Here is a 22,286-nt window from a genome sequence, read left to right as displayed (position 1 = left end):
ATCCTACGCATCGGTAAGGCGGAGGTCTGCACTCGCGGGATCTGGATCGGCTTCCCTCCCGGTGTCGCGTTTCCGGCCAATGCCACAGCCTCAGCCATCATCCAGCCGCTTCGAGCCCTCTCGCAGGCGGACCACCGCGCGGCGTAGTTCCGGCAACATGGCCGCGCATCCCCCAGTGAGGACGCAATGCCTCCCTTCACCTCCACTCAGGTGCCGTCGGTTCACTCGGATACCGAGACCGGGCAACGGGTCTCCGTGACCTGGGTCCTGCCTGCGGTGGCTGAATCTGCTCAATCCGCCCGCCGGCAAGTCGGCGACCTGCTGCAGGCGTGGGATCTGCGGCATCTGGTCGAGGATGCAGAGCTGATCGTTTCTGAACTCGTCACCAATGCGATCTGCCACGGCTCGGACCGTGATCCGATCTGGCACACGGTGCGGCGCATCCACATGGCCACCGGGGCCGTGATCCGCCTCGAGGTCGGCGACTACGGCCGAGGGTGGAGCGGTGCTCTGTCTCCCCCGCAGTCCGACGACGACATCCCGTGCAGTGGGCGAGGGCTGTACCTGGTCGAGGCCCTGTCCTCGGGCTGGGGCACCTGGAACCTGCCGCACGGCCATGCGGTGTGGGCCGCGCTGCCGATTGATGGCGGTCTTGCCGACTCTGCGGCGCTACCGGCTCCACGGCCGGCCGAGGCGCGTCGTGATGAAACTGAGTTGTAGAAAAAGCTTCATCCCCTCTTGAAGGATCGTTCAACGATCCCTAGCTTGTACCCACGTCAAGCCGCAGGGCATGCGCGTCGTCCGAATCTCGAAGGCGGCAGTACGGATGACAGCCCACCGCTGATGAGGGCTTTGACTCCCGTCCCTCTCCATCTCCGTGAGGTCACCGTGACATCCATCCCCACCAGCCCCCCGACCACAGTCGAGAGCGAGGTGACCGGCCCCTTCGCCTGGTTCCGGTCGATGTCCCCGCAGGGCCGCAGGGCCTTCAAGGGCGCATTCGGCGGGTACGCCCTCGACTCCTACGACTTCCTCGTGCTCCCGATGGCGATGGTTGCCATCACCGCCTACTTCAGCCTGACCACGGCGCAGACCGGGCTACTGACCACCGTCACACTGTTGTCCTCCGCAGTCGGCGGAGTCGTCGCCGGTCTCCTGATCGACAGAATCGGCAGGGTCAAGACCCTCATGGTCACGGTGGGCACCTACGCCGTGTTCACCGTGCTGTGTGGCTTCGCCACGAGCTACCCGATGCTGCTGGGATTCCGGACACTTCAGGGTGTCGGTTTCGGTGGCGAGTGGGCGGCCGGCGCCATCCTGGTCGCCGAGTACGCCAAGCCGCTCTACCGCGGCCGGGTCCTGGCCTGGGTCCAGAGCGCGTGGGCGGTCGGCTGGGCCCTGGCCGTCGTCGTGGGCACGACCCTCACGAACAACGTCGATCCGGACCTGGCCTGGCGTGTGCTGTTCTGGACAGGAGCCCTGCCCGCGCTGCTGCTGGTGTACGTGCGGCGCAACGTCGAGGACGCACCCGAGGTGACCGAGCGGCTGGCCAGGAAGGAAGCCCGCCCTCCGCTGTCCTCCGTCTTCAAGGGCGGCATGGCTCGCCGGACCATCTGCGCGACCCTGCTGTCCACCGGCGTGATGGGCGGGTACTACACCTTCGCCACGTGGCTGCCGACCTACCTCAAGACCGAACGCGGCCTGACGGTCGTCGGCACCGGCGGCTACCTGTTCGTCCTCATCACCGGAGCCTTCTGCGGCTACATCACGGCCGGCCAGCTCGTCGACCGCCTGGGCCGCAAAGGCACCTTCGTCATCTTCGCGCTCCTGAGCGCCGGCCTTCTGATCTCGTACGTCAACATCCCACAGGGCTCCAACTCCCTTCTGCTGATCCTCGGTTTCCCCCTCGGCTTCAGCGCCTCCGCCATCTTCTCCGGCTTCGGCTCCTACCTGGCCGAGCTCTACCCCAGCACGGTCCGCGGAACCGGCCAGAGCTTCACCTACAACGTGGGACGAGCGCTCGGCGCCATCTTCCCGACGGCTGTCGGCTTCTCGTCGGCGGGTGTCGGCGGTGCGCTGATCTACGGTGCCATCGGCTACGGGCTCGCACTCGTCGCTCTTCTCGGCCTCCCGGAGACCCGCGGCGCCGAACTCACCTGAACCTGTCCCACACCCACTGACCATTGGTGACGGTGGCCGGCGACAAACCCGCCGGCCACCTCACCACTGCCGGTCGGCACCACATCATGAGAGGTTCCATCCTTTGCGCGAGAAGGTCGGCCGAGCCCCCAGAACAAAACCCAGGCACCGGTACGGGACGGACCTCAAAGCCGTGCGCCACCTCATCAAGCCGAAGAACTGGCGCGTACGCAACAAACTGACAGCCGTCGTGCTGATCCCCGGGCTCCTGGCCGGCGTTCTGGCGGTCGTCAGCCTTTCCCGCACTGTCGCCGACGCCGAGGACTACGGGCAGTTCTCCGTCCTCGCCCGCCTCCAGCAACCGGCCTTGGCCCTGGTCCACGCGCTCCAGGAGGAACGCGACACCACAGCCGGATTTATCGCCGGCCGGCGCAAGGCCGCGAACAGCAACCCCCGTCGCCAGCGCACCGAAGTCGACGCCGCTGCTGCCCTCTACCGTCAGGCAGCCGATGACATGGACGCCTCCGACGATCCCCAGCTGCAGGAGGTCCTGAGCGCCGTCACGCAGGAACTGGGAAGCCTCCCAGCGCTCCGCAGGTCAGTGGATGAAGCCAACCTGACGCAGGGCTCGATCCTCGCCAACTACACAGCCGCCATCGGCAAACTCATGCGTCTCGGGCCGGTCCTGGCCGCGCACAACGGCGGCGACACGACCGCCGGTCAGGTGCGGGCCCTCAACTCCCTGTCATCCGCAGTGGAAAACACCAGCCGGGTGCGAGCCGACCTCAACTGCGTCCTGACCACCGGTACCTTTCTCGTGGGCCAGTTCCCGGAGTTCGCCGGCGCGGTCGCACGCCAGCAGGAGTCGGTGGACGATTTCATGGCCACAGCCAGCGAAGCCCAGCAGAGCCTGTACGCCAACACCGTCAAGGGCGCATCCGTCAGCACCACCCAGGCCATCCAGGAACGCGCCGGCGAGCAGGCACAGTCCCCGCGCGTCGAAGCGGACGCGGCGACATGGAACAAGGTTTCCAGCCGCAGGATCGCGCTCATGCGCGAGGTGGAATCACGGATTCTCGCCGATCTCATCACCCGCAGCGGCCAGGTGCACAGCTCCCGCCAGAGCGCAGCGCTGTGGGGAGCGGCTGGGCTGCTCGCCGTATTCCTGGTGACAGGCTCCGTGGTCACCGTCGTCGTACGGTCCATGACCCGGCCCCTGAAGACCCTGCGCATCTCCGCGCTGAAGGTCGCAAACGAGCACCTGCCGCAGGCACTCACACGGCTTCGGCAGGCGGACATTGATGACCTGCGCGACTACCGGGCCACCCCGACCGCAGTCGCGGCCAACGACGAGATCGGCGAGGTCGCCCAAGCATTCGATGCCGTACAGAGTGCCGCCGTCGCTCTCGTGAGGGACCAGGCCGCACTCCGCAAGCACATCAACGGCATGTTCATCCACCTCTCCCGCCGCAACCAGCATCTGGTCAGCAAACTCCTCTCCGAGATCAGCGACTTGGAGCAGCACGAGGACAACCCCAACCACCTGGCTCGCCTTTTCCGTCTGGATCACCTGGCCACACAGATGCTCCGCACGGACGAAAGCCTCCTGGTGCTGGCCGGCTCCGACACGGGTCGCGGATGGGAGCAGCCGATGCCGGTGTCGGAGATTGTGCTGGCTGCCAGTGCCGAGGTGGAGCAGTACACCCGCATCGACTTTCGTCCGTCGCAAGGAGCCGACATCGCGGCTGACGCCGTTACCGACCTGGTGCACCTGTTGGCCGAGCTGATGGAAAATGCGACGGTCTTTTCCAGCGCCCGCTCCCGCGTCACCGTGACCTGCCGGACGGATTCCGACCGTCCCACTGACCTCACGATCTCCATTGATGACGAGGGCACTGGAATGACAGCCGAGAAACTGGCCACGGTGAACCAGCGGCTGGCCTCGGCGTTGTCGCTCGACCCCGATGCGGGGCAGAGCATGGGGCTGTTTGTCGTAGGCCGCCTCGCAGCCAGACACGGCATCGACGTGCGTCTTGTTTCGACCCCCCGACGGGGCAGCACGGCCCTGGTACGAATCCCCCGGAACCTTCTGGCCGGCCTCCACCCATACGGCCCGGTGGCGCAGGAGTGGAGCGACTCCGGATCGGCCGACCAGCCCTCCACCCACCCTGTCCCGGCCTGGACGGCGTCTTCGGCCCCTGTGTCCGCATCGCCACCTGAGGACCAGCCTGCTCCTGCCGTCGGCTCATATCCGACCACCGGCGTCGAACCCATCTTCGGCTCGCCGCAGGAATGGCTGGCGCACCGCCGCTACACCGATGGCATGCACATCAGCGACAGACCATCGCCCGGCTCGCCCCCGGTACCTCACACCGGCAGCGACACGCTGGACGATCTGCCGACCGTAGAAGGACAAACGTGATGCCCAGACCAGTCATTGGTACCGCTGTGCTTCTCAGCGCCGCCCTGTTCCTGGCCTCCGCCTGCACAGGTGAGCCGGCTGTTCCGCCGTCCCGCGCCCCCGTGAATATCGGCTTCCTCGCGCCGCTGTCGGGTCCTGGCGCCTCAGTGGGAACCGACACCAAGCGAGGCGCCGAACTGGCCGTGCAGATTGTCAACGGCCAATATCCCTCGGTGGCGCTGCCGCTGGGGCCGGGGGCGGGTCTTCCTCGCTTGGACAACGCGAAGATCAGGCTCATAGCCGCCGACACCAGTGGCTCCGTTTCGCGCGGGGCGACCCAGGTGGCGCATCTGGTCAGGACCCAGCACGTGGTCGCCATGGCCGGGGGCTACGAATCAGCCGTCACCGAAGCTGCCAGCGCACGCTCCGAGGATCTGAGGATCCCGTTCGTGAACGGAGGTTCCTCCGCATCGTCATTGACCGAGCGCGGCCTTGACTGGTTCTTCCGCACCGGACCCTCCGACCTGAGCTACGGCCGAGTGGTGTTCTCCCTGCTGAAAGAACGCCAGAGCGAGGGAACGTCGGTCAAGCGCATCGCAGTGCTCCACACCGACGATCAATACGGCAACGACGGATCCGCCATGATCGAGCGTCTTGTCTCCCACATCGACGGCAACGTCGTGGCGGACATCAAAGTCGGGGCCCGGTCCAGCGATCTGTCCTCCCACGCGCACGCGGTGACAGCCTCCGACCCCGATGTCGTACTGACCTTCCTGTACACATCCCAAGCGCTGGCGCTGAGGGACGCCTTCGACCGCCTCGGATACCAGCCTCCGGCGCTCATAGCCTTCGGAGGCGGGCATGCAGATCCCGCATTCATCCGGAGGGACCCGAGCGCCGCCGAGGGAGTCTGCAGCCGCTTCGCCTGGTCTTCCGACCTGGCCGAGCGCAACCCCACGGCCAGGGCCGTCGGGTACCTCTACAGGGAAACGTACGACGCCCCCATGAACGATGACGCTGCCCGTGCGTTCACAGCCGTGATGACGCTCGCACAGGCGATCAACGAGGCCGGATCCCCCACACCGGCCGATATCCGCTCAGCACTGGTGAACATCGATGTGCCGGGCCGCGACACGATCATGCCGTGGGACGGCGTGAAGTTCGACGACAACCACCAGAACATCGGAGCCCGAGGCATCGTGGAGCAGGTCCACAACGGCCGGTACCACCTCGTCTATCCCTTCGACGTGGCCCGTGCACGCCTGCGGTGGCCCATGGCCGACGAGGGATGACGGCATGGAGCATGCGTCCTTGGTCTCCGTCAGGCCTCACGGAGCCATGAACTCGGAGTACTTCTCGAGCAGCTGCTTTTCCGCGCCGTCAAGATAGTCGGCCAGCAGCAGCTCGGCTCTCACCCTGTCTGCCGCCTTGAGGGCGGAGAGGATCTCCCGGTTGCGCCCCAGGTACGGCTCGTGGAAGCTGCGCGGATTGTCCATGGCATGGAAGACCAAGCGCAGTTCAGCCAGCACACCGCGCATGAGGTCGTCCAAGCGCTTGCTGTGGGTGAGGGCCACCACGGCATGGTGGAAGTGGATGTTCGCGGTGCCCAGTTCACGCCATGCGCCTTCCTCGGCCGCCTTCTCGCCTTCGGCGACTGCGGCTTCAGCTTGGGCAAGGTCGTAGGGCGGTGCCCCGAGATTACGCACCGCCGCACACTCGATGAGTCTGCGGACCCGGTAGATGTCGGTGACATCCTGCATGGTGAGGACGCGGACGAACACGCCGCGGTTGAGCTCGTGGACCAGCAGCCTCTCGTGGGTGAGGAGTCGGAACGCCTCTCGCAGCGTGTTGCGCGAAACTCCCAGAGCGCCCCCGATGGTGTCTTCGGAGAGCTTGCTCCCAGGCGGGAGGTAGCCCTCGGCAATGCGTGCCCGCAAGATGTCGGCGACGCGGTCGGCGGTGCTGGAGCGCCCCAGAAGCGCACGGTCACCAACGAGCACGGACGGGTCCACCTCGGCTGTCATGGTCTCTGCCCTTTCCCACGGCCGACGGTGCGTCCGACGGTCTTCCACACTCGGTTTCTCTGTATCCAAGTGAACAGGAAACTCGTGAACGAAACAACAGAGGCACTGTCGGATCGTTCAACGATCCTCTACTATTGAATGAATGATGAGCGGCCGTGCTGCACACAGCGCGGTGATACTCGAGGCGGCCTTGATGCTGCCGGTGACGATGGGGAGAGCGATGACGACAGCGGATGCCGGGGCCCTCACCCCCGCCGACGCGCGGGCGATGTTCCGCGACGGTGCAAGTGTGCCGACCACGGGATGGTGCGCGGCGTACACCCAGGTCAATCTCGTCGCTGTCCCGGCCGACTGGGCCTATGACGTTCTCCTGTTCTGCCAGCGCAACCCCAAGCCGTGTCCGGTGCTCGATGTCACGGACCCGGGACACTGGTCGACACCGCTGGCTCCCGGCGCCGACCTGCGCACCGACGTCCCTCGCTACCGTGTCTGGGAGAACGGCCGACTGATCGACGAACCCTCCGACGCCACTGATGCCTGGCGTGACGACCTTGTCACCTTCCTCATCGGGTGCAGCTTCTCCTTCGAGACCGCGCTCGCCCAGGCAGGAGTGCCCCTGCGCCACGTCGACCAGGGACGCAATGTCGCGATGTACAAGACAAATCGTGACTGCCGGCCGGCCGGCCGGCTCAAGGGCCCCATGGTGGTGTCCATGCGGCAGATTCCGGCTGACCTCGTCGACACCGCGGTCCGCGTCAGCGCCCTCATGCCCGCGGTGCACGGAGGCCCGGTGCACACCGGCGACCCGGCAGCCCTGGGTATCGAGGACCTTGCGCACCCCGACTTCGGCGACCCGGTGCAGGAGGAGCCGGGCGATGTGCCGGTGTTCTGGGCCTGCGGCGTCACACCGCAGGCCGCGCTGATGGCCTCACGACCCCCGTTCGCCATCACTCACGCCCCCGGATACATGCTGATCACCGACCGCCGAGACACGGATTACCGCATCGCATGATGTCGCAGTGGTATCTCGTGCCGATCGGACTGTTCCAAGGAGACAACCCAGCGATGACAGGCATCGTGATCGACCTCAACGCAGACCTCGCGGAAGGCTACGGACGGTGGGTCCTCACCGACGACGAGGCCATGCTGTCGGTCGTCACCAGCGCCAACGTTGCGTGCGGCTTCCACGCCGGAGATCCCAGCATCATGCGCCGCGTCTGCGACATGGCGGCCGAACGCGGTGTGAGGATCGGCGCCCAGGTTTCCTACCGGGACCTGGCCGGCTTCGGCCGACGGGCCATGGACGTGCCTGCGGACGAACTCGCCGACGAGATCACGTACCAGATCGGTTCCCTTCAGGTGTTCGCTCGGGCGGCCGGAACGAAAGTGACCTACGTCAAGCCTCATGGAGCGCTGTACAACCGTGTGGTGTTCGATCAGGCACAGGCGGCTGCCGTGGCAGCAGGCGTCAGACTCGCCGATCCGGCACTTCAGGTGCTGTGCCTGCCCGATTCGGCCATGCACGAGGAAGCCGAGCGGGTCGGCCTCCAGGTGGTCGACGAGGCGTTCGTCGACCGTGCATACACGGCGGACGGGGCGCTCGTCCCGCGATCCACGCCGGATGCGGTGATCACCGATCCCCAGCAGGTCGCCGCCAGAGCCGTTGCCATGGCGCTGGACGGCCGCGTCACTTCGCTGGACGGGGCCTCAGTGTCCATGCGTGCGCGCTCTCTGTGCCTGCATGGCGATACTCCGGGGGCAGTCGAGCTGGCCAAGCAGGTGCGTACGGCTCTGGAGGCGGCCGGAGTCACGGTGGAGGCGTTCGCATGATGCTGAGGCCGGTAGGAGTCGATTCCCTCCTTGTTGATCTGGACACGCCGGAAGAGGCACAGGCCTGGCATGCCGAGCTCCTGAGCCGCCATATCGCCGGGACGCTCTCGCCGGTGCGCGAGATCGTGCCCGGTGAGAAAACCGTTCTTCTCTACGGGGTCCACGACGCAGACGCCTTGCAGACGGAGCTGCACCGGTGGTCCGTGCCCGCTCTGGCAGCCGACAGTGGGCCCCTGTTGGAGATCCCGGTGCATTACAACGGAGCCGATCTCCGTGCGGTGGCTGAGATGTGGGGTGTCACCGAAGACGAGGTGGCGCGGATCCACAGCAGTATCGAACACCGTGTGGCCTTCTGCGGGTTCTCCCCGGGGTTCGCGTACATGATCGGACTCGGCGAGACGTACGCCGTGCCGCGCCACGCTGCACCACGCACTTCCGTACCCGTCGGCTCCGTTGCGGTTGCGGGTTCCTACACCGGCATTTACCCGCGTGCCTCGCCCGGCGGCTGGCAACTGATCGGTACGACCCATGTGCGCCTGTGGGACATGGAGCGCGAACCCGAGGCTTTGCTGACTCCCGGCGCTCGGGTGCGGTTCGTCCCTGAAGAACCCGTTTGCGGGAGCCCTGACACACCTGCACAGCCCACAAGGGCCGAAAGGCGCATCACATGAGCGGCGGCAAGCTGGAAGTCGTACGGGCCGGTGCGCTCACCACCCTGCAGGACCTGGGCCGGTTCGGTCACGCCTACCTTGGCGTACCGCGCTCCGGGGCACTGGACCAGCCGGCTCACCGACTCGCGAACCGGCTGGTGGGCAACCACGCCGAGGCCGCAACGCTGGAGACCACACTGACCGGAGCGGCCGTGCGCGCCGCACAGGCCGTGATCGTCGCCGTGACCGGGGCGCCCGCACCGGTGCGGGTCGACGGACGGCCGGCGGCCTGGGCCGAGGCCATACACCTTCCCGCCGGCGCCGTGCTCGATGTCGGCGTCCCCACCACCGGCGTGCGCAGCTATGTCGCCGTCAGCGGAGGCGTCGCGGTCCCCCCTGTCCTCGGCAGCCGCTCCACCGACCTGCTCTCCGGCCTCGGCCCGGCCCCTCTCAGGGACGGGGACATCCTGCCCCTGGGCGGGAAACTCGGCCGACCGCTCCACGCCGACACAGTGGTCTGGCAAGCGCCTCCTCAGGAGCTGGTCCTGCCCGTACTGCTCGGCCCACGGGACGACTGGTTCACCGCCACAGCCGTGAAGACCCTCGCATCAGCCCGTTTCTCGGTCTCTCCCCAGAGCAACCGCATCGCGCTGCGGATGGACGGGCCCACTCTCGAGCGTGCCGTGCACCGTGAAATGCCCAGCGAAGGCATGGTTTTGGGAGCCATCCAGGTACCGCCCGACGGCAAACCCGTGGTCTTCCTTGCCGACAGCCCCACCACCGGCGGCTATCCCGTGATCGGCGTTGTGCCAGAGAACCGGCTGTCGGCCGCTGCCCAGGCCGGCCCCGGCCTCGGCGTCAGATTCGCGCCGGTCCGCCGTCGGAAACGGTCCTGACGGACACCGAGGAACTCGAGGTCGGCCAGAACCAGTTGCGGCTGTGGCCTCGGATGTCACCCGCAAAGGCTCCGGCGCCGGCATTGGCCTCAGACGTCGGCGGTATGCTGCTGCACGATCACCAAGAACGCATCAGTCTCCAGGTCCATCACGACCTCCGCGGCCATGCCCTCGTCCTGGCGGGCCCGTGCGAACTCCTCGGCCGGCCAGCTTCCGCGCGGGCCCCCGGCGGGAAACCTCTCCAACACCGTACGGCGCATCCCGCACCCCCTTGTCTCTCTCGCTCCAACGACGCTCCGCACCCCGGTGTCACGGTCCGGCGAAGCCGCCTGTTCGCAGGGTGAGACGCGGCTGGTTCCCGCACGGTGGTGGTGAACCGGCAACAGGACGGACACAGTTGGACCCACGACGCCGCCCACGATCAACGGGCAGGTTCCCGACACGGGTTTCCGTGGCAGGGTGTTGCGGGCAATCCACTGTGGGCTACGGAAGAGGGGGAACCGTGATTGTCTGGATCAACGGTGCGTTCGGAGCGGGCAAGAGCAGTACCGCGCGCGAACTGATCGATCTGATCCCGAACAGCACGCTGTACGACCCCGAACTCATCGGCGGACAGCTGCGCCGGCTGCTGCCGCAGAAGCGCCTGGCCGAGGTGAGCGACTACCAGGATCTGCCGATCTGGCGGCGCCTCGTGGTGGACACCGCTGCGGCGCTGCTGAACGAGCTCGGCGGAGTGCTGGTCGTGCCGATGACCCTGCTGCGACAGGAGTACCGCGACGAGATCTTCGGCGGTCTGGCCTCCCGCCGGATTCCGGTGCGGCATGTGCTGCTTCGACCGGATGAAACGATCCTGCGCGAACGGGCAGCCACCATCGAGGAGCCGGATCTCCCGGACGCCGACCAGCCCGTGAGGCAATGGGCATACGACCACATCGAGCCGTACCTCGCCGCCCTCGACTGGATCGGGGGCGACGCATACGTCATCGACAACAGCAGGCTCGACCCCCTTCAGACGGCGCGGCGCATAGCCACGGCGGTACGCAACGGGGACGCCCCGGTCTGCGAGATCGTGCAGACCCCCGAGCCGACCGCCGAAACACTGGCCGCCGGCGTACTGCTCTTCGACGAGGAGGACCGGGTGCTGCTGGTCGACCCCACCTACAAGCCCGGCTGGGAGTTCCCGGGCGGAGTGGTGGAGCGCGGCGAGCCACCCGCGCGTGCCGGGATGCGCGAGGTGACCGAGGAGCTGGGTATCGAACTCGCCGAGGTTCCCCGGTTGTTGGTGGTCGACTGGGAGGCGCCGCGGCCGCCGGGCTTCGGCGGGCTCCGGCTCCTGTACGACGGCGGCCGACTGGACAGCGGCCAGGCCGGTCGGGTGCTGCTGCCCGGATCGGAGCTGCGCGGCTGGCGGTTCGTTGCCGAGGAGGAGGCTGCCGAGCTACTGCCGCCGACGCGTTACGAGCGGCTGCGCTGGGCACTGAGGGCGCGGGAGCGGGGCGCCGCGCTCTACCTGGAGGCGGGCGTCCCGGTCTGACAGCCTGCGTCGGGGCGGCCCGGACTCCGAGCGGTCACCCTCGAACGCCGCCCGGGCTCCAAGCGGTCACCCTCGAATGCCGCCCGTGAAGGGCCCACGCGACACGGCGCGGGTCCTTCACGGGCGGCCTACGGCTCCAGCTTCGCGCGGGCGCGCGCTCGACGGTCAGCTCGCGGCGTAGTTCTGCAGGAACAGCGCCTCCGCCACGGACAGCCGCTCCAGTTCCTCGGGCGAGACCGACTCGTTCACCGCGTGGATCTGCGCCTCCGGCTCGCTCAGACCGATCAGGAGGATCTCCGCCTCGGGGTAGAGCGCGGCGAGCGTGTTGCACAGCGGGATCGAGCCGCCCATCCCGGAGGTCTGCATCTCCTCGCCCGGGTAGGCGACACGCATCGCGTCGGCCATCGAGGTGTACGCGGGGCTCGTGACGTCCGCCTGGAAAGGCTGCCCCTGGCCCACCTGCTCCAGCGAGACCCGGGCGTTCCAGGGCGTGTGCTTCTCGATATGGGCGAACAGCAGCTTGGTCGCCTCGGCCGCGTCCTGGCCGGGCGGCACCCGCAGGCTGATCTGAGCCCGGGCGCTCGCCGGAATGGAGGGGGTCGCCCCTGCCACCGGGTGGCAGTCGATGCCGATCACCGTGACTGCGGGGCGCGCCCAGATACGGTCGGCGACCGTGCCGCTGCCGGTCAGACCGACACCGGTGAGGACCCTGGCGTCCTTGCGGAACTGCTCCTTTGGGTACTGCAGTCCGTCCCACTGGGCCTGCGCGGGCAGCCCGTCGATCACCGTCGAACCGTCCGCGGCACGCAGCGAGTCCAGTACGCGGATGAGCGCGGCCAGCGCGTCGGGCGCGGCGCCGCCGAACTGGCCCGAGTGCAGATTGCCCTCAAGGGTGTCGATCTGGACGCGGATCATCGTCATCCCGCGCAGTGTGGCCGTCACCGTAGGCAGACCCACCCGGAAGTTCCCGGTGTCGCCGATTACGATCGCGTCGGCCGTCAGCAGATCCGGGTGCGCATCGGCGTACTGCTCGAGGCCGCCCGTGCCCTGCTCCTCCGAGCCCTCGACGATCACCTTCACATTGACCGGGACGCCGCCGTTCGCCTTCAGGGCGCGCAGCGCGAGCAGATGCATGATGAAGCCGCCCTTGCAGTCGGCGGCGCCGCGTCCGTACCAGCGGCCGTCCCGCTCGGTCAGCTCGAAGGGCGGGCTCATCCAGGCGGCCTCGTCCAGCTGCGGCTGCACGTCGTAGTGGGCGTAGAGCAGAACGGTCCGCGCACCCTCCGGGCCGGGCAGCAGTCCGTACACCGACTGCGAGCCATCAGGGGTGTCGAGCAGCGCGACGTCCTGGAAGCCCTCGGTGCGCAGCGCATCGGCGACCCAGTTCGCGGCGGCCTCGCACGCGCTTCTCGGCGCCACGGCCTCGTCCGCCACCGACGGGAAAGCCACGAGTTCCGTCAGCTCCGCCTTGGCGCGGGGCATCAGGGACGCAATGGTCTCGGCGATCGGATGGGCGGTCATGGGCACGCTCCTTGTGGGTGCGACGTTGTGAGATATGTGTACGGCGAATGTGTGGTTGATCCTCCCACGGGCAGGAAGTGACCGCGCCGTAGGATGCCGTCGAGAGCATTGATCACAGCTCGGATCGGGAGCAGAAGCACATCGTGAGCAGCGAGAACGCAGACGCCGTGGGTGAGCACGACGAGCCGGGGCACGACCAGCCGGTGTGGGACGTCGTCGTGGTCGGCGGGGGGCCGGCAGGCGCCTCGGCGGCCTACGCCGCCGCGGTGGCCGGCCGCCAGGTGCTCCTGCTGGAGAAGTCCGAACTGCCCCGCTACAAGACCTGTGGCGGAGGGATCATCGGCCCCTCGCGGGACAGCCTGCCGCCGGGCTTCGAACTGCCGCTGCGGGACCGGGTGTACGCCGTCACCTTCTCGCTGAACGGCAGGCTGGCGCGTACCCGCCGCTCCAAGCGGATGCTCTTCGGGCTCATCAACCGGCCGGAGTTCGACGCCGGTCTTGTCGAGCAGGCGCAGAAGGCGGGAGCCGTCCTGCGTACGGGCGCGACCGTCTCCCGTGTCGAGCAGCACGGACCCGCGGTGCCCGACCGACGCACGGTCGCCGTGGTGCTGGCCGACGGCGAGACGGTGCTGGCCCGAGCCGTCGTCGGCGCCGACGGCAGCGCCAGCCGCATAGGCGCGCATGTAGGAGTGAAGCTCGACCAGGTCGACCTGGGCCTTGAGGCCGAGATCCCGGTACCGGCGACGGTGGCCGAGGACTGGGCGGGGCGCGTGCTCATCGACTGGGGGCCGATGCCGGGCAGTTACGGCTGGGTGTTCCCCAAGGGGCAGACCCTGACGGTCGGTGTGATCTCCGCCCGGGGAGAGGGCGCGGCGACCAAGCGCTACCTGGAGGACTTCATCGCACGGCTGGGACTCGCCGGGTTCGAGCCCGCCATCTCCTCCGGGCATCTGACGCGGTGCCGCAGCGACGACTCGCCGCTGTCGCGCGGACGGGTGCTGGTGTGCGGGGACGCGGCCGGTCTCCTCGAACCGTGGACCCGCGAGGGAATCTCGTTCGCGCTGCGGTCGGGGCGGCTCGCGGGGGAGTGGGCGGTACGGATCTCGGAGGCCCACGACGCTGTGGACGCCAGGCGTCAGGCGCTGAACTACGCGTTCGCGATCAAGGCCGGTCTTGGTGTGGAGATGGGCGTCGGACGGCGGATGCTCGCGATCTTCGAGCGCCGTCCGGGGCTTCTCCATGCGGCGATCACCGGTCTGCGACCCGCGTGGCGGGCGTTCGCCGACATCACACGTGGCTCGACGACGCTGGCGGGTCTGGTACGTACGCACGGCATGGCGCGGCGGGCACTGGAAGCGCTCGACCGCCGGGCGGAGCCGAACGAGCAGTCGGCCTGAGCCGCGGGGGCCTGGCTCGCTCCGGCCGGGCGTCGGTGGGCGGGCGGGGACCTGGCTCGCTCCGGCCGGGTGTTGGCTTGAGCGGGCTGGCTTTGAGCGGACTGGGCGGCCGGGGCATCGGACCGGCCAGGACGGCCGTCTCGGCCGCACCAGCCGCGTGGGCGCGGGCCTGGGCGCCGGGCGCCTGGTCGGTCACGTGGTCACGGTGATCCGGAAGACGGGGTGCTTGTGCGCCGCGGCGAGGAGTTCCTCGTCCGTCGACTTGGCGTTGACGTCGCCGAAGAAGCGTCCGACCTCCCAGCCCCAGCGCTCCAGGTAGGTGCGCAGCAGCGCGGGCTTCTCCTCGTCGGCCAGCTCGACCGCGGTGAACTGCTGTGTCTTGCGGCCGACTTGGAGCTGTCCGCCGCCGGCCGCCCGCAGATTGCGGACCCACTGGGAGTGGCCGCGGGCGGAGATCAGATATGGGCCGCCCTCGTAGGGGAGCGGGTTGACCGGGATACGCCGCCACTCACCGCTGGTGCGGCCGCGTACCGAGAGCTCTGCGGTGCCCATGAGGCTGATGCCGTGGCGGGCGAGCCAGGCGGCGGCGCCGTTGAGCATGGTGTCGAAGCGGCCGGGCTTGATGTAGTGCACCTGCGACATCGTGGACTCCTGTGATTGAGAGAGCAGTGCTCTCGCTTAAGAGCAGTGTGCACCGGAACGCCGATCTGAAGCAAGAGCACTGCTCTCATTGTTGGGCACTGCTCCGAAACGTGAAAGACTGCGCCCCATGACCACGATCCGAGGGGCCAGGGAACGGGCCCGAGTCGAAGTCACCGCAGCGATCAAGGACGAGGCTCGCAGACAGCTCGCGGCCGAAGGTGCCGCCAAGCTCTCCCTGCGCGCCGTCGCCCGCGAACTGGGCATGGTCTCCTCCGCGCTCTACCGCTACTTCCCCAGCCGCGACGACCTGCTGACAGCCCTCATCGTCGACGCCTACGACGCCGTAGGCGCCGCTGCCGAGAACACACTGACCCTCGCCCCCGACCCTCAGGACCACCCGGCGCGCTGGGTCGCGCTCTGCTCGGCCGTCCGCGCCTGGGCGCTCGCGCACCCCCATGAGTACGCGCTGATCCACGGCTCCCCGGTACCCGGCTACTCCGCCCCGATGGACACCGTCGGACCCGCCTCCCGTGTCGGACTCGCGATGATCTCGATCGCTCGTGACGCCCACCGCGCGAACGGAATCGCGCCGCCCCCGCTCGCCGAGGAACTGCGCCCCGAGGCCCACCGGCTCACCGCGACCCTCGTGCCCGATCTGCCGCCGGCCGTGGTAGTGGCCCTGGTGAGCGCGTGGCCGCAGCTGTTCGGGCTGATCTCTTTCGAGCTCTTCGGGCAGTTCAACCGGGTGGTCGAGGACCGGGACGCGTTCTTCGTCCATGCCGCCGCCCGCCTCGCGCACGAGGTCGGCCTGCGGAGTGTGCGGCCCTGAGGCAGGTCACGTACTGCCCGCCCTGAAGCAGGTCACGTACTGCACGGGGAGTACGCGTGATCGCCACGCCGGGCTGACGTCCGGGCGGCCCCGCCAGGTCTAGCGTGGCCGTATGGATGAGCAGCACACCCGCTTCTGCGGTCCCCCCTGGGCGCGGGGTGGTGGACCACCGCCGCCGCTGCGTCGCTGGGACGCCCGCCGCAGCACCGGCAGGGTGCCCTGGCTCTCGACGATCGCCCTGGCCGTGCTCGTGATGGTGGGGTCGAGCTTTGCCGCGCACGGCCAGCCGGACCGTGAACCGATCGACGCCTTTGCGCGCGTGCTGCTGCTGACCGGTCCGGCGATTCTGCTGCTGCGCAACCGCCGGCCCGTCGCCTGCGTATTCGGCGTCTGCGCGACAGCGCTCGTCTACGTCGGCGCGGGCTATCCCTACGGTCCCGTCTTCTTCACCGTCGCCGTCGGCGCTTTCGCCGCCGTCATCTCCGGGCACCGGCGTGCCGCCTGGTGGGCCCTGGGCGGGCTCTGGGCCGGCCACCTGCTGATCGCGCACTGGCTCTACGAGTATCTGCCACCGGGCAAGGACGACGCGGCGCCCTGGGGGCAGGAACTGGTCGTCCTCGCCTGGGTGGTGGCGGTCCTTGCGGCCTCGGAGCTCGTACGTGTACGGCGGGAGGCGTGGGCCCGCGAGGGCGCCGAACGCGCCGCCGCCGAGAAGCGCCGGGCCGACGAGGAGCGGCTGCGGATCGCCCGTGAACTCCACGACGTCCTCGCCCACTCCATCTCGGTCATCAATGTGCAGGCCGGCGTCGGCCTCGCGCTGCTCGACACCAACCCGGAGCAGGCTCGCGCAGCGCTCACCACCATCAAGGCGGCGAGCAAGGAGGCACTGGGCGAGGTACGCCAGGTCCTCGACACCCTCCGTACGCCGGGCGACGCACCGCGAGCGCCCGCCCCCGGACTCGACCGGCTCCCCGAACTCGTCGAACAGGCCGCCGGCGCCGGACTGAACGTGGAGATCGCGACGGAAGGGGAACGCACCGCCCTCTCGCCCGGAACCGATCTCGCCGCCTTCCGCATCGTCCAGGAGGCCCTGACCAATGTCGTACGCCACTCGGGCTCGCGCACCGCGCGCGTGCGGATCGCGTACGCACCGGGCCGCCTCGGTCTGCGGATCGACGACGACGGCCCGGCTACCCGTTCGGACGCCGGGGGCAGCGGCAACGGCCTCGTCGGAATGCGGGAGCGAGCCGCCGCACTGGGTGGCACGATCGAGGCCGGACCACGGCCGGACGGCGGCTTCCGGGTGCGGGCCGACCTCCCTGTGCAGCCGAAGGAGACGATGTGATCCGTGTACTGCTCGCCGACGACCAGTTGCTGGTGAGGGCGGGCTTCCGGGCGCTGCTCGATGCGCAGCCCGACATCGAGGTGGCGGGTGAGGCGGCCGACGGCGAGGAGGCGGTGCGGCTGGTGAGCGAACTACGCCCCGACGTCGTGCTGATGGACATCCGGATGCCCACGCTCGACGGTCTCGCCGCCACCCGCAGGATCACCGGGGACAAGCGGCTCGGGGAGGTGAAGGTGGTGATGCTGACCACCTTCGAGCTCGACGAGTACGTCTTCGAGGCGATCCGCTCCGGAGCGTCGGGCTTCCTGGTGAAGGACACCGAGCCGCAGGAGCTGCTGCGTGCGGTGCGGGCGGTTGTGCAGGGCGACGCCCTGCTCTCCCCGGGTGTGACGCGCCGTCTGATCGCGGAGTTCGCGGCCCGCTCCAAGGTACCCACGGACGCCGAGGTGCTGGGCGAACTCACGGAACGGGAGCGGGAGGTGATGGCCCTTGTCGGCATCGGCCTCTCGAACGAGGAAATCGCCTGCAGGCTCGTGGTCAGCCCGCTCACGGCCAAGACGCATGTGAGCCGCACGATGGTCAAGCTCGGTGCCCGCGACCGGGCCCAACTGGTCGTGCTGGCCTACGAGTCGGGCTTGGTACGCCCGGGCTGGCTGGGCTGAGGGTTCCTGCCCGGCCCACCGGGAAAGCGCCACAGGACGTGCACGACGCGCACGACGAAGACGGCCAGTCCGGCCACTGTGCCCGCAAGGACCAGTCCGCGCTCGGCGGCGGCGGGCATCGGGGTCACCATCACCGGTCCTGCGATCGCCAGAAACGTCAGTCCGCCCACCAGGAACCCGGTGACGACGGCGTAGCCGATCTCGACCGTGATGGCGTCCCGCTCCGCCTGAGTTCGTCGGCCCATGAACGAAGTGTCACAGGCGGGCGGCCGGCGGGCAAGAACTCCCGTCGTCGGCCGCCCCCTTGAGCACGCTTCCGGTACCACCACCAGGCCCGCCCGGAAGCGGTGTGCGGAGAGGTCATGGACGGGGATGGCGCATGCGCATGCATTGAATGCAGACACATTTAATTCCGATGCAATGAAGTCCCTCTGCTCTGCTACCGTGCCGTCATGGCGGCGAAGAAGTCCGAGCGAGCGCTCGTCGAGGAATGGCGGGAGGTCCTCGCGCTGCATGCCCGTACGATCTGCGAACTCGACCGCCAGCTGCACCGGCACGGGCTCGGCGCCAGTGACTTCGAGGTTCTCGATGTGCTCGCCGAAGAGACCGGGGACGGCGTCGACTGTTCGCTCCGGGTACAGGAGCTCGCGTCCCGGGTCCATCTGAGCCAGAGCGCCCTGTCGCGGCTGGTCGCGCGGCTGGAGAAGGACGGTCTTGTCACCCGCGGGATGTGCAGCGAGGACCGGCGCGGTGTGCGGGTCGCGCTCACCGGGGCGGGCCGGGCCCGTCACGCCGAGGTGCAGCCGCTGCAGCGTGCGGTGCTCTCCCGGATGCTGGCCGACCCGGCAGTCTGATCCGGTCCCCGATCAGCCGATCGCGGACATCTCGCGCCACAGCTGTGCGAGGTCCGCCTCTCCCGCGACGGACACGGCGGACAGCGGCAGCCGGTTCCAGAGCGTCAGGTAGAGCTGCTCGGCAGTACCGCTCAACTCGCAGTCCGCGGGCCCTTCTTCGCTCGGCTCCGTACGCGGTACGTCGGTGGAGACCCATACGGTCCACACATCATCCGTGTCGAGGGGACGTACGCGCAGTGAGCGGGGCGCCTCGGAGCGCACCCGGCTGCGGGAGCGGCCGTGGAAGCCGGTCAACAGCTCGGCGATGCCGTCGGCGGCGAACTCGGCGGTCACGGGACTTGGTTTGCCGCCCCGTGCCGACTCGGCGTCCGCGCGGTGGATCGCCGTCTCGTGCGCCTGCCGCCGGGCCCAGAAGGCGAGCGGCGAAGGGGCGGGCATGAAGGTCCAGCACTGGAGGTCCGCGGGCGCCTCGCTGAGCGCCGCCACCAGCAGCCCGTGTCCCTCCCGGAACCACTCCACCAGTTCGTCGCCGTCGAGCTCGGAGTGTTCGCCGAAAGGGCGGTACTCGGTATGGCCCTCGGCGATGAAGCCGGTCGCCCAGCGGTGGACCGTTCCGGTGTGCCGCAGCAGGTCCCGCACCTGCCAGTCGGGACAGGTCGGCACCATGGCGTCGGGGCCCGCCTCGGCGGCGGCTGCCGCCAGCAACTGGCCCTCGTGGAACAGGGACTCGATCAGTCTGGCGGTCTCCATGCCGCAGATTGTGCCATCCCGCTCACGCCCTCGGGGGTGCGCGGACGCAGGCGCCCGCAGAGCAGCCCTACGAACAGTCCGAGCGCGAGCGACCGTCCGCGCGGGCGGCGACCGGCCTTGAGCAGGCGTGCTCAGCCGCCCTTGGACACGGATGCGGGTACGGATGCCTTTCGTGCCGTGTATCCGATCAGGGCCGCGCCACCTGCGAGGACGGCCACGGTCGTCAGCGCCACCGGCAGCGAGAACCAGTCGGCGAGGAAGCCGATCGCGGGCGGGCCGAGCAGCATCCCGCCGTAGCCCAGCGTCGACGCGGCCGCGACCCCACCGGGTCCCGCGAGTGCACCCGCCCTGGCCACCGCCACCGGGAAGATGTTCGCGAGACCCAGGCCGGTCACCGCGAAGCCGAGCAGCGCGAGCCAGGCGGTGGGGGCGAGCGAGCCGAGCAGCATTCCGGCAGCCGCCGTGCTGCCGCCCGCGACCAGCGTGCGGGTCTGGCCGAACCGCTCCAGCAGCGCCGTTCCGGTGAGCCGGCCGGCGGTCATGGCGAGCGCGAAGAGCGAGTATCCGGCGGCGGCGACGCCCGCGTGTGCATGCAGGTCCTGTTCGAGATGGAGTGCGCCCCAGTCGGCCATCGCGCCTTCTCCGTAGGCCGTGCAGAGAGCGATCACGCCGAAGAGGATGACGATCCGGCGGCTGCGTCCCCCGAGCCCGCGGGGCGCCGGGTCCCTCGCCGGGTCCTTCGCCGCGTGTGCGGCGACCGGCGCCGGGTGGCGCAGCAGAAAGGGTCCCGCGGCGGCGGTGACCAGCAGGCCGATCGCCGTGAGGCTGATGAGATGGGCGCTGGGGGAGAGGCCGCCCGCGACCAGTCCGCCGAGACCGGCGCCGATCATGCCGCCGAGGCTGAATGCCGCGTGGAAGCTCGGCATCACCGGCCTGCGCATGACCGCGACCAGATCGACCGCCGCGCTGTTCATCGCGACATTGATCCCGCCGTATGCGGCCCCGAAGGCCAGCAGAACCAGGCCGAGTACGAGCGCCGAATGCGTCAGCGGCGGGAGGGCGATGCTCAGCGACATCAGGGCGCCGCTGACGACGGTCACCGGATGGCTGCCGTAGCGGCGGCAGAGCCGGCCGGTCAGCGTCATCGTCACCACCGCTCCCGCCGAGACGCCGAGCAGGGCGAGCCCCAGATCACTCGCCGACGACCCGGTCTGTTCCTTGATCGCGGGGATGCGGACCACCCAGCCGGCGAAGAGGAAGCCGTCGAGGGCGAAGAACACGGTGAGCGCGGTACGGAGGCGGGACAGGGAGGGTGGGGCGGTGTTTCCGCCGGGTCCCTGGAGAACGGCCGTCCTTGTTTTGTTTAGTAGCGGCACAAAGTCAGGATAGAGGCCGGAGGCCGATCCGTACAAGGCGGCTGCTCAGCCTCCGGATCATGGGAGACTCGCCTCCATGAACGGCAAGGCGACAACCATCAAAGCGAGGCTGGAGAGGGGCCGCGGCGCCCTCGGCCCCGCGCTGGAACTGGTTCACACGGGCCGCGCCCCCACCCGCGCCGTCCTCACCGCCGAACTCGGCGTCACCCGCGCCACCGCCGGCGCCGTCGCTGCCGAACTCGAAGCCCTCGGGCTGATCCGGGTCGACTCCCGGCCCGGCGCCGCCGCCGGCTCCCAGGGCCGCCCATCGCACCGGCTCGCCGTCAACGACGCGGGCCCTGTCGTCCTGGCCGCCCAGGTGCACGCCGACGGATTCCGCGCCGCGCTCGTCGGACTCGGCGGCAGCACCGTCGCCACCGCGCCCGGCTGCGTCACCGTGTCCGAAGACCCCGCCCAAGTGCTCGGCGAGGTCGTCGACGCGGGCGCGCAGCTGCTCCGCGCGAGCGGCCGCAGATGCGTGGGCGCCGGCCTCGCCGTGCCCTCCGCGGTCGCCGAACCGGAAGGTACCGCGCTCAACCCGCTCCACCTGGCCTGGCCCGCCGGGGCTCGCGTCCGCGACATCTTCGCCGAGCGGGTCCGCGCAGCGGGCATCCAGGGACCCGCGTTCACCGGCAACGATGTCAACCTCGCGGCGCTCGCCGAACACCGGCACGGTGCGGGCCGGGGCGCCGAGCACCTGCTCTGCGTCGCCACCGGTCACCGCGGCGTCGGCGGGGCTCTGGTCCTCGAAGGCCGTCTGCACACCGGCAGTTCGGGCCTCGCCCTCGAAGTCGGTCACCTCACCGTCAATCCGGAGGGACGCCCCTGCCACTGCGGCAGCCGCGGCTGCCTCGACGTCGAAGCCGACCCGCTCGCCTTCCTCATGGCCGCAGGTCGCGACCCCGGTCCCGAAGTCCCACTGCTCGAGCAGTGCCGGGAACTGCTCCGCACGGAGTACGACGACCCGGCCGTACGCAACGCCCGCGAGGAACTCATCGACCGACTCGGCCTCGGGCTCGCCGGACTGGTCAACATCCTCAACCCCGACCGCATCATCCTCGGCGGGCTGCACCGCGAACTGCTCGACGCCGACCCCGAGCGGCTGCGCGCCGTGGTCGCCGACCGCAGTCTGTGGGGACGCAGCGGCGGCGTGCCGATCCTGGCCTGCACGCTGGATCACAACAGCCTGGTCGGAGCCGCCGAGTTGGCCTGGCAGCCGGTTCTCGACGACCCGCTGGCCGCGCTCGGCTGATCGCCGCGCGGGCTTGACCGAGGCGTGCCCGGTGCGGCGGACGCCCGGGTCCGCGGCAGCCGCCGGGTCGTAGGGTGGCCGCACGCAGGAGACTTCGGCGGCCGGCCACGGATCAGCGGAGATGGCCATGCGGACAGTGCTTTGG

At 69.4% G+C, this 22,286-nt stretch carries 22 protein-coding genes; 15 read left to right on the top strand and 7 right to left on the bottom strand.

Annotated features, from left to right (window positions below; genetic code table 11):
- Positions 1-186: 186 nt before the first annotated feature.
- From FBY35_RS22390 to FBY35_RS22375, 4 genes are all read left to right on the top strand, one after another.
- Complete coding sequence (locus FBY35_RS22390; RefSeq protein ID WP_142215786.1) at positions 187-720, top strand: ATP-binding protein; 534 nt, start codon at positions 187-189, stop codon at positions 718-720.
- A 123-nt stretch (positions 721-843) separates the two neighbouring features.
- Entirely contained in the window at positions 844-2,160 is a 1,317-nt protein-coding gene (locus tag FBY35_RS22385; protein WP_142215785.1) for an MFS transporter, read from the top strand.
- Positions 2,161-2,332: 172 nt separating this feature from the next.
- Positions 2,333-4,561 carry a sensor histidine kinase gene (locus FBY35_RS22380; protein ID WP_160159314.1) on the top strand — a complete coding sequence of 743 codons (2,229 nt, stop codon included), beginning with the start codon at positions 2,333-2,335 and terminating at the stop codon, positions 4,559-4,561.
- Positions 4,561-5,832, top strand: a complete 1,272-nt coding sequence (locus FBY35_RS22375; RefSeq protein WP_160159313.1) for an ABC transporter substrate-binding protein — start codon at positions 4,561-4,563, stop codon at positions 5,830-5,832. Before FBY35_RS22380 ends, FBY35_RS22375 begins: the two co-directional genes overlap by 1 nt.
- A gap of 36 nt (positions 5,833-5,868) precedes the next feature.
- Here FBY35_RS22375 and FBY35_RS22370 read toward each other — a convergent pair whose 3' ends face one another.
- The gene (locus tag FBY35_RS22370) at positions 5,869-6,564 is read right to left on the bottom strand and encodes a GntR family transcriptional regulator (RefSeq protein WP_142215782.1); all 696 of its coding nucleotides are present in this window, start codon (positions 6,562-6,564) and stop codon (positions 5,869-5,871) included.
- 220 nt (positions 6,565-6,784) lie between these two features.
- Here FBY35_RS22370 and FBY35_RS22365 point away from each other — a divergent pair, with 220 nt between their 5' ends.
- Genes FBY35_RS22365 through FBY35_RS22350 form a run of 4 tightly spaced genes read left to right on the top strand, consistent with a single transcriptional unit; the run spans position 6,785 to position 9,940 of the window.
- Positions 6,785-7,576, top strand: a complete 792-nt coding sequence (locus FBY35_RS22365; protein ID WP_142215781.1) for a putative hydro-lyase — start codon at positions 6,785-6,787, stop codon at positions 7,574-7,576.
- A gap of 53 nt (positions 7,577-7,629) precedes the next feature.
- Positions 7,630-8,394, top strand: a complete 765-nt coding sequence (locus tag FBY35_RS22360) for a LamB/YcsF family protein (RefSeq protein ID WP_142215780.1) — start codon at positions 7,630-7,632, stop codon at positions 8,392-8,394.
- On the top strand, positions 8,391-9,065 hold the full coding sequence (locus FBY35_RS22355; RefSeq protein WP_142215779.1) for an allophanate hydrolase subunit 1: 675 nt from the start codon (positions 8,391-8,393) through the stop codon (positions 9,063-9,065). Before FBY35_RS22360 ends, FBY35_RS22355 begins: the two co-directional genes overlap by 4 nt.
- Positions 9,062-9,940 carry a biotin-dependent carboxyltransferase family protein gene (locus FBY35_RS22350; protein ID WP_142215778.1) on the top strand — a complete coding sequence of 293 codons (879 nt, stop codon included), beginning with the start codon at positions 9,062-9,064 and terminating at the stop codon, positions 9,938-9,940. Before FBY35_RS22355 ends, FBY35_RS22350 begins: the two co-directional genes overlap by 4 nt.
- Before the next feature lie 89 nt (positions 9,941-10,029).
- On the opposite strand, the gene FBY35_RS22345 is transcribed toward FBY35_RS22350, so the two are convergent.
- Entirely contained in the window at positions 10,030-10,200 is a 171-nt protein-coding gene (locus FBY35_RS22345; RefSeq protein WP_142215777.1) for a hypothetical protein, read from the bottom strand.
- A 242-nt stretch (positions 10,201-10,442) separates the two neighbouring features.
- Between FBY35_RS22345 and FBY35_RS22340 the strand changes: the two genes are divergently transcribed.
- Complete coding sequence (locus tag FBY35_RS22340; protein WP_142215776.1) at positions 10,443-11,474, top strand: NUDIX hydrolase; 1,032 nt, start codon at positions 10,443-10,445, stop codon at positions 11,472-11,474.
- 165 nt (positions 11,475-11,639) lie between these two features.
- On the opposite strand, the gene FBY35_RS22335 is transcribed toward FBY35_RS22340, so the two are convergent.
- Positions 11,640-12,995, bottom strand: coding sequence for a dipeptidase (locus tag FBY35_RS22335; protein WP_142215775.1), 1,356 nt, complete (start codon positions 12,993-12,995; stop codon positions 11,640-11,642).
- A 143-nt stretch (positions 12,996-13,138) separates the two neighbouring features.
- On the opposite strand from FBY35_RS22335, the gene FBY35_RS22330 reads away from it, so the two are divergent.
- Positions 13,139-14,392: a geranylgeranyl reductase family protein gene (locus FBY35_RS22330; RefSeq protein WP_186357035.1), complete on the top strand. Its 1,254-nt coding sequence runs from the start codon at positions 13,139-13,141 to the stop codon at positions 14,390-14,392.
- 192 nt (positions 14,393-14,584) lie between these two features.
- Here FBY35_RS22330 and FBY35_RS22325 read toward each other — a convergent pair whose 3' ends face one another.
- Positions 14,585-15,034, bottom strand: coding sequence for a nitroreductase family deazaflavin-dependent oxidoreductase (locus FBY35_RS22325; protein WP_142215773.1), 450 nt, complete (start codon positions 15,032-15,034; stop codon positions 14,585-14,587).
- A gap of 127 nt (positions 15,035-15,161) precedes the next feature.
- Here FBY35_RS22325 and FBY35_RS22320 point away from each other — a divergent pair, with 127 nt between their 5' ends.
- The 3 genes from FBY35_RS22320 to FBY35_RS22310 all read left to right on the top strand — a co-directional run bounded on the left by FBY35_RS22320 (position 15,162) and on the right by FBY35_RS22310 (position 17,870).
- A complete protein-coding gene (locus FBY35_RS22320; RefSeq protein ID WP_142215772.1) occupies positions 15,162-15,863 on the top strand; it encodes a TetR/AcrR family transcriptional regulator in 702 nt (233 codons plus the stop codon).
- A 112-nt stretch (positions 15,864-15,975) separates the two neighbouring features.
- The gene (locus FBY35_RS22315) at positions 15,976-17,208 is read left to right on the top strand and encodes a sensor histidine kinase (RefSeq protein ID WP_142215771.1); all 1,233 of its coding nucleotides are present in this window, start codon (positions 15,976-15,978) and stop codon (positions 17,206-17,208) included.
- On the top strand, positions 17,205-17,870 hold the full coding sequence (locus FBY35_RS22310) for a response regulator transcription factor (RefSeq protein ID WP_142215770.1): 666 nt from the start codon (positions 17,205-17,207) through the stop codon (positions 17,868-17,870). The genes FBY35_RS22315 and FBY35_RS22310 overlap by 4 nt, the downstream gene beginning before the upstream one ends.
- Here the strand turns inward: FBY35_RS22310 and FBY35_RS22305 are convergent.
- Positions 17,831-18,115, bottom strand: coding sequence for a DUF6332 family protein (locus tag FBY35_RS22305; protein WP_142215769.1), 285 nt, complete (start codon positions 18,113-18,115; stop codon positions 17,831-17,833). The two genes, FBY35_RS22310 and FBY35_RS22305, sit on opposite strands and share 40 nt — an antisense overlap.
- A gap of 207 nt (positions 18,116-18,322) precedes the next feature.
- On the opposite strand from FBY35_RS22305, the gene FBY35_RS22300 reads away from it, so the two are divergent.
- Complete coding sequence (locus tag FBY35_RS22300) at positions 18,323-18,724, top strand: MarR family winged helix-turn-helix transcriptional regulator (protein WP_142215768.1); 402 nt, start codon at positions 18,323-18,325, stop codon at positions 18,722-18,724.
- Between the two features lie 12 nt (positions 18,725-18,736).
- Here the strand turns inward: FBY35_RS22300 and FBY35_RS22295 are convergent, their stop codons facing one another.
- Together FBY35_RS22295 and FBY35_RS22290 are read right to left on the bottom strand one after the other, a co-directional pair.
- Positions 18,737-19,474 carry a maleylpyruvate isomerase family mycothiol-dependent enzyme gene (locus FBY35_RS22295; protein WP_142215767.1) on the bottom strand — a complete coding sequence of 246 codons (738 nt, stop codon included), beginning with the start codon at positions 19,472-19,474 and terminating at the stop codon, positions 18,737-18,739.
- Positions 19,475-19,605: 131 nt separating this feature from the next.
- Positions 19,606-20,850: an MFS transporter gene (locus tag FBY35_RS22290; protein ID WP_142215766.1), complete on the bottom strand. Its 1,245-nt coding sequence runs from the start codon at positions 20,848-20,850 to the stop codon at positions 19,606-19,608.
- A gap of 76 nt (positions 20,851-20,926) precedes the next feature.
- Here FBY35_RS22290 and FBY35_RS22285 point away from each other — a divergent pair, with 76 nt between their 5' ends.
- On the top strand, positions 20,927-22,141 hold the full coding sequence (locus tag FBY35_RS22285; protein WP_142215765.1) for an ROK family protein: 1,215 nt from the start codon (positions 20,927-20,929) through the stop codon (positions 22,139-22,141).
- Positions 22,142-22,286 lie beyond the last annotated feature (145 nt).

The organism is Streptomyces sp. SLBN-118, assembly GCF_006715635.1.
In the GTDB taxonomy this organism is placed as follows: Bacteria; Actinomycetota; Actinomycetes; order Streptomycetales; family Streptomycetaceae; genus Streptomyces.
Note: the sequence above shows the minus strand (reverse complement) of the source record. Positions and strands in the feature narration are given on the sequence as shown.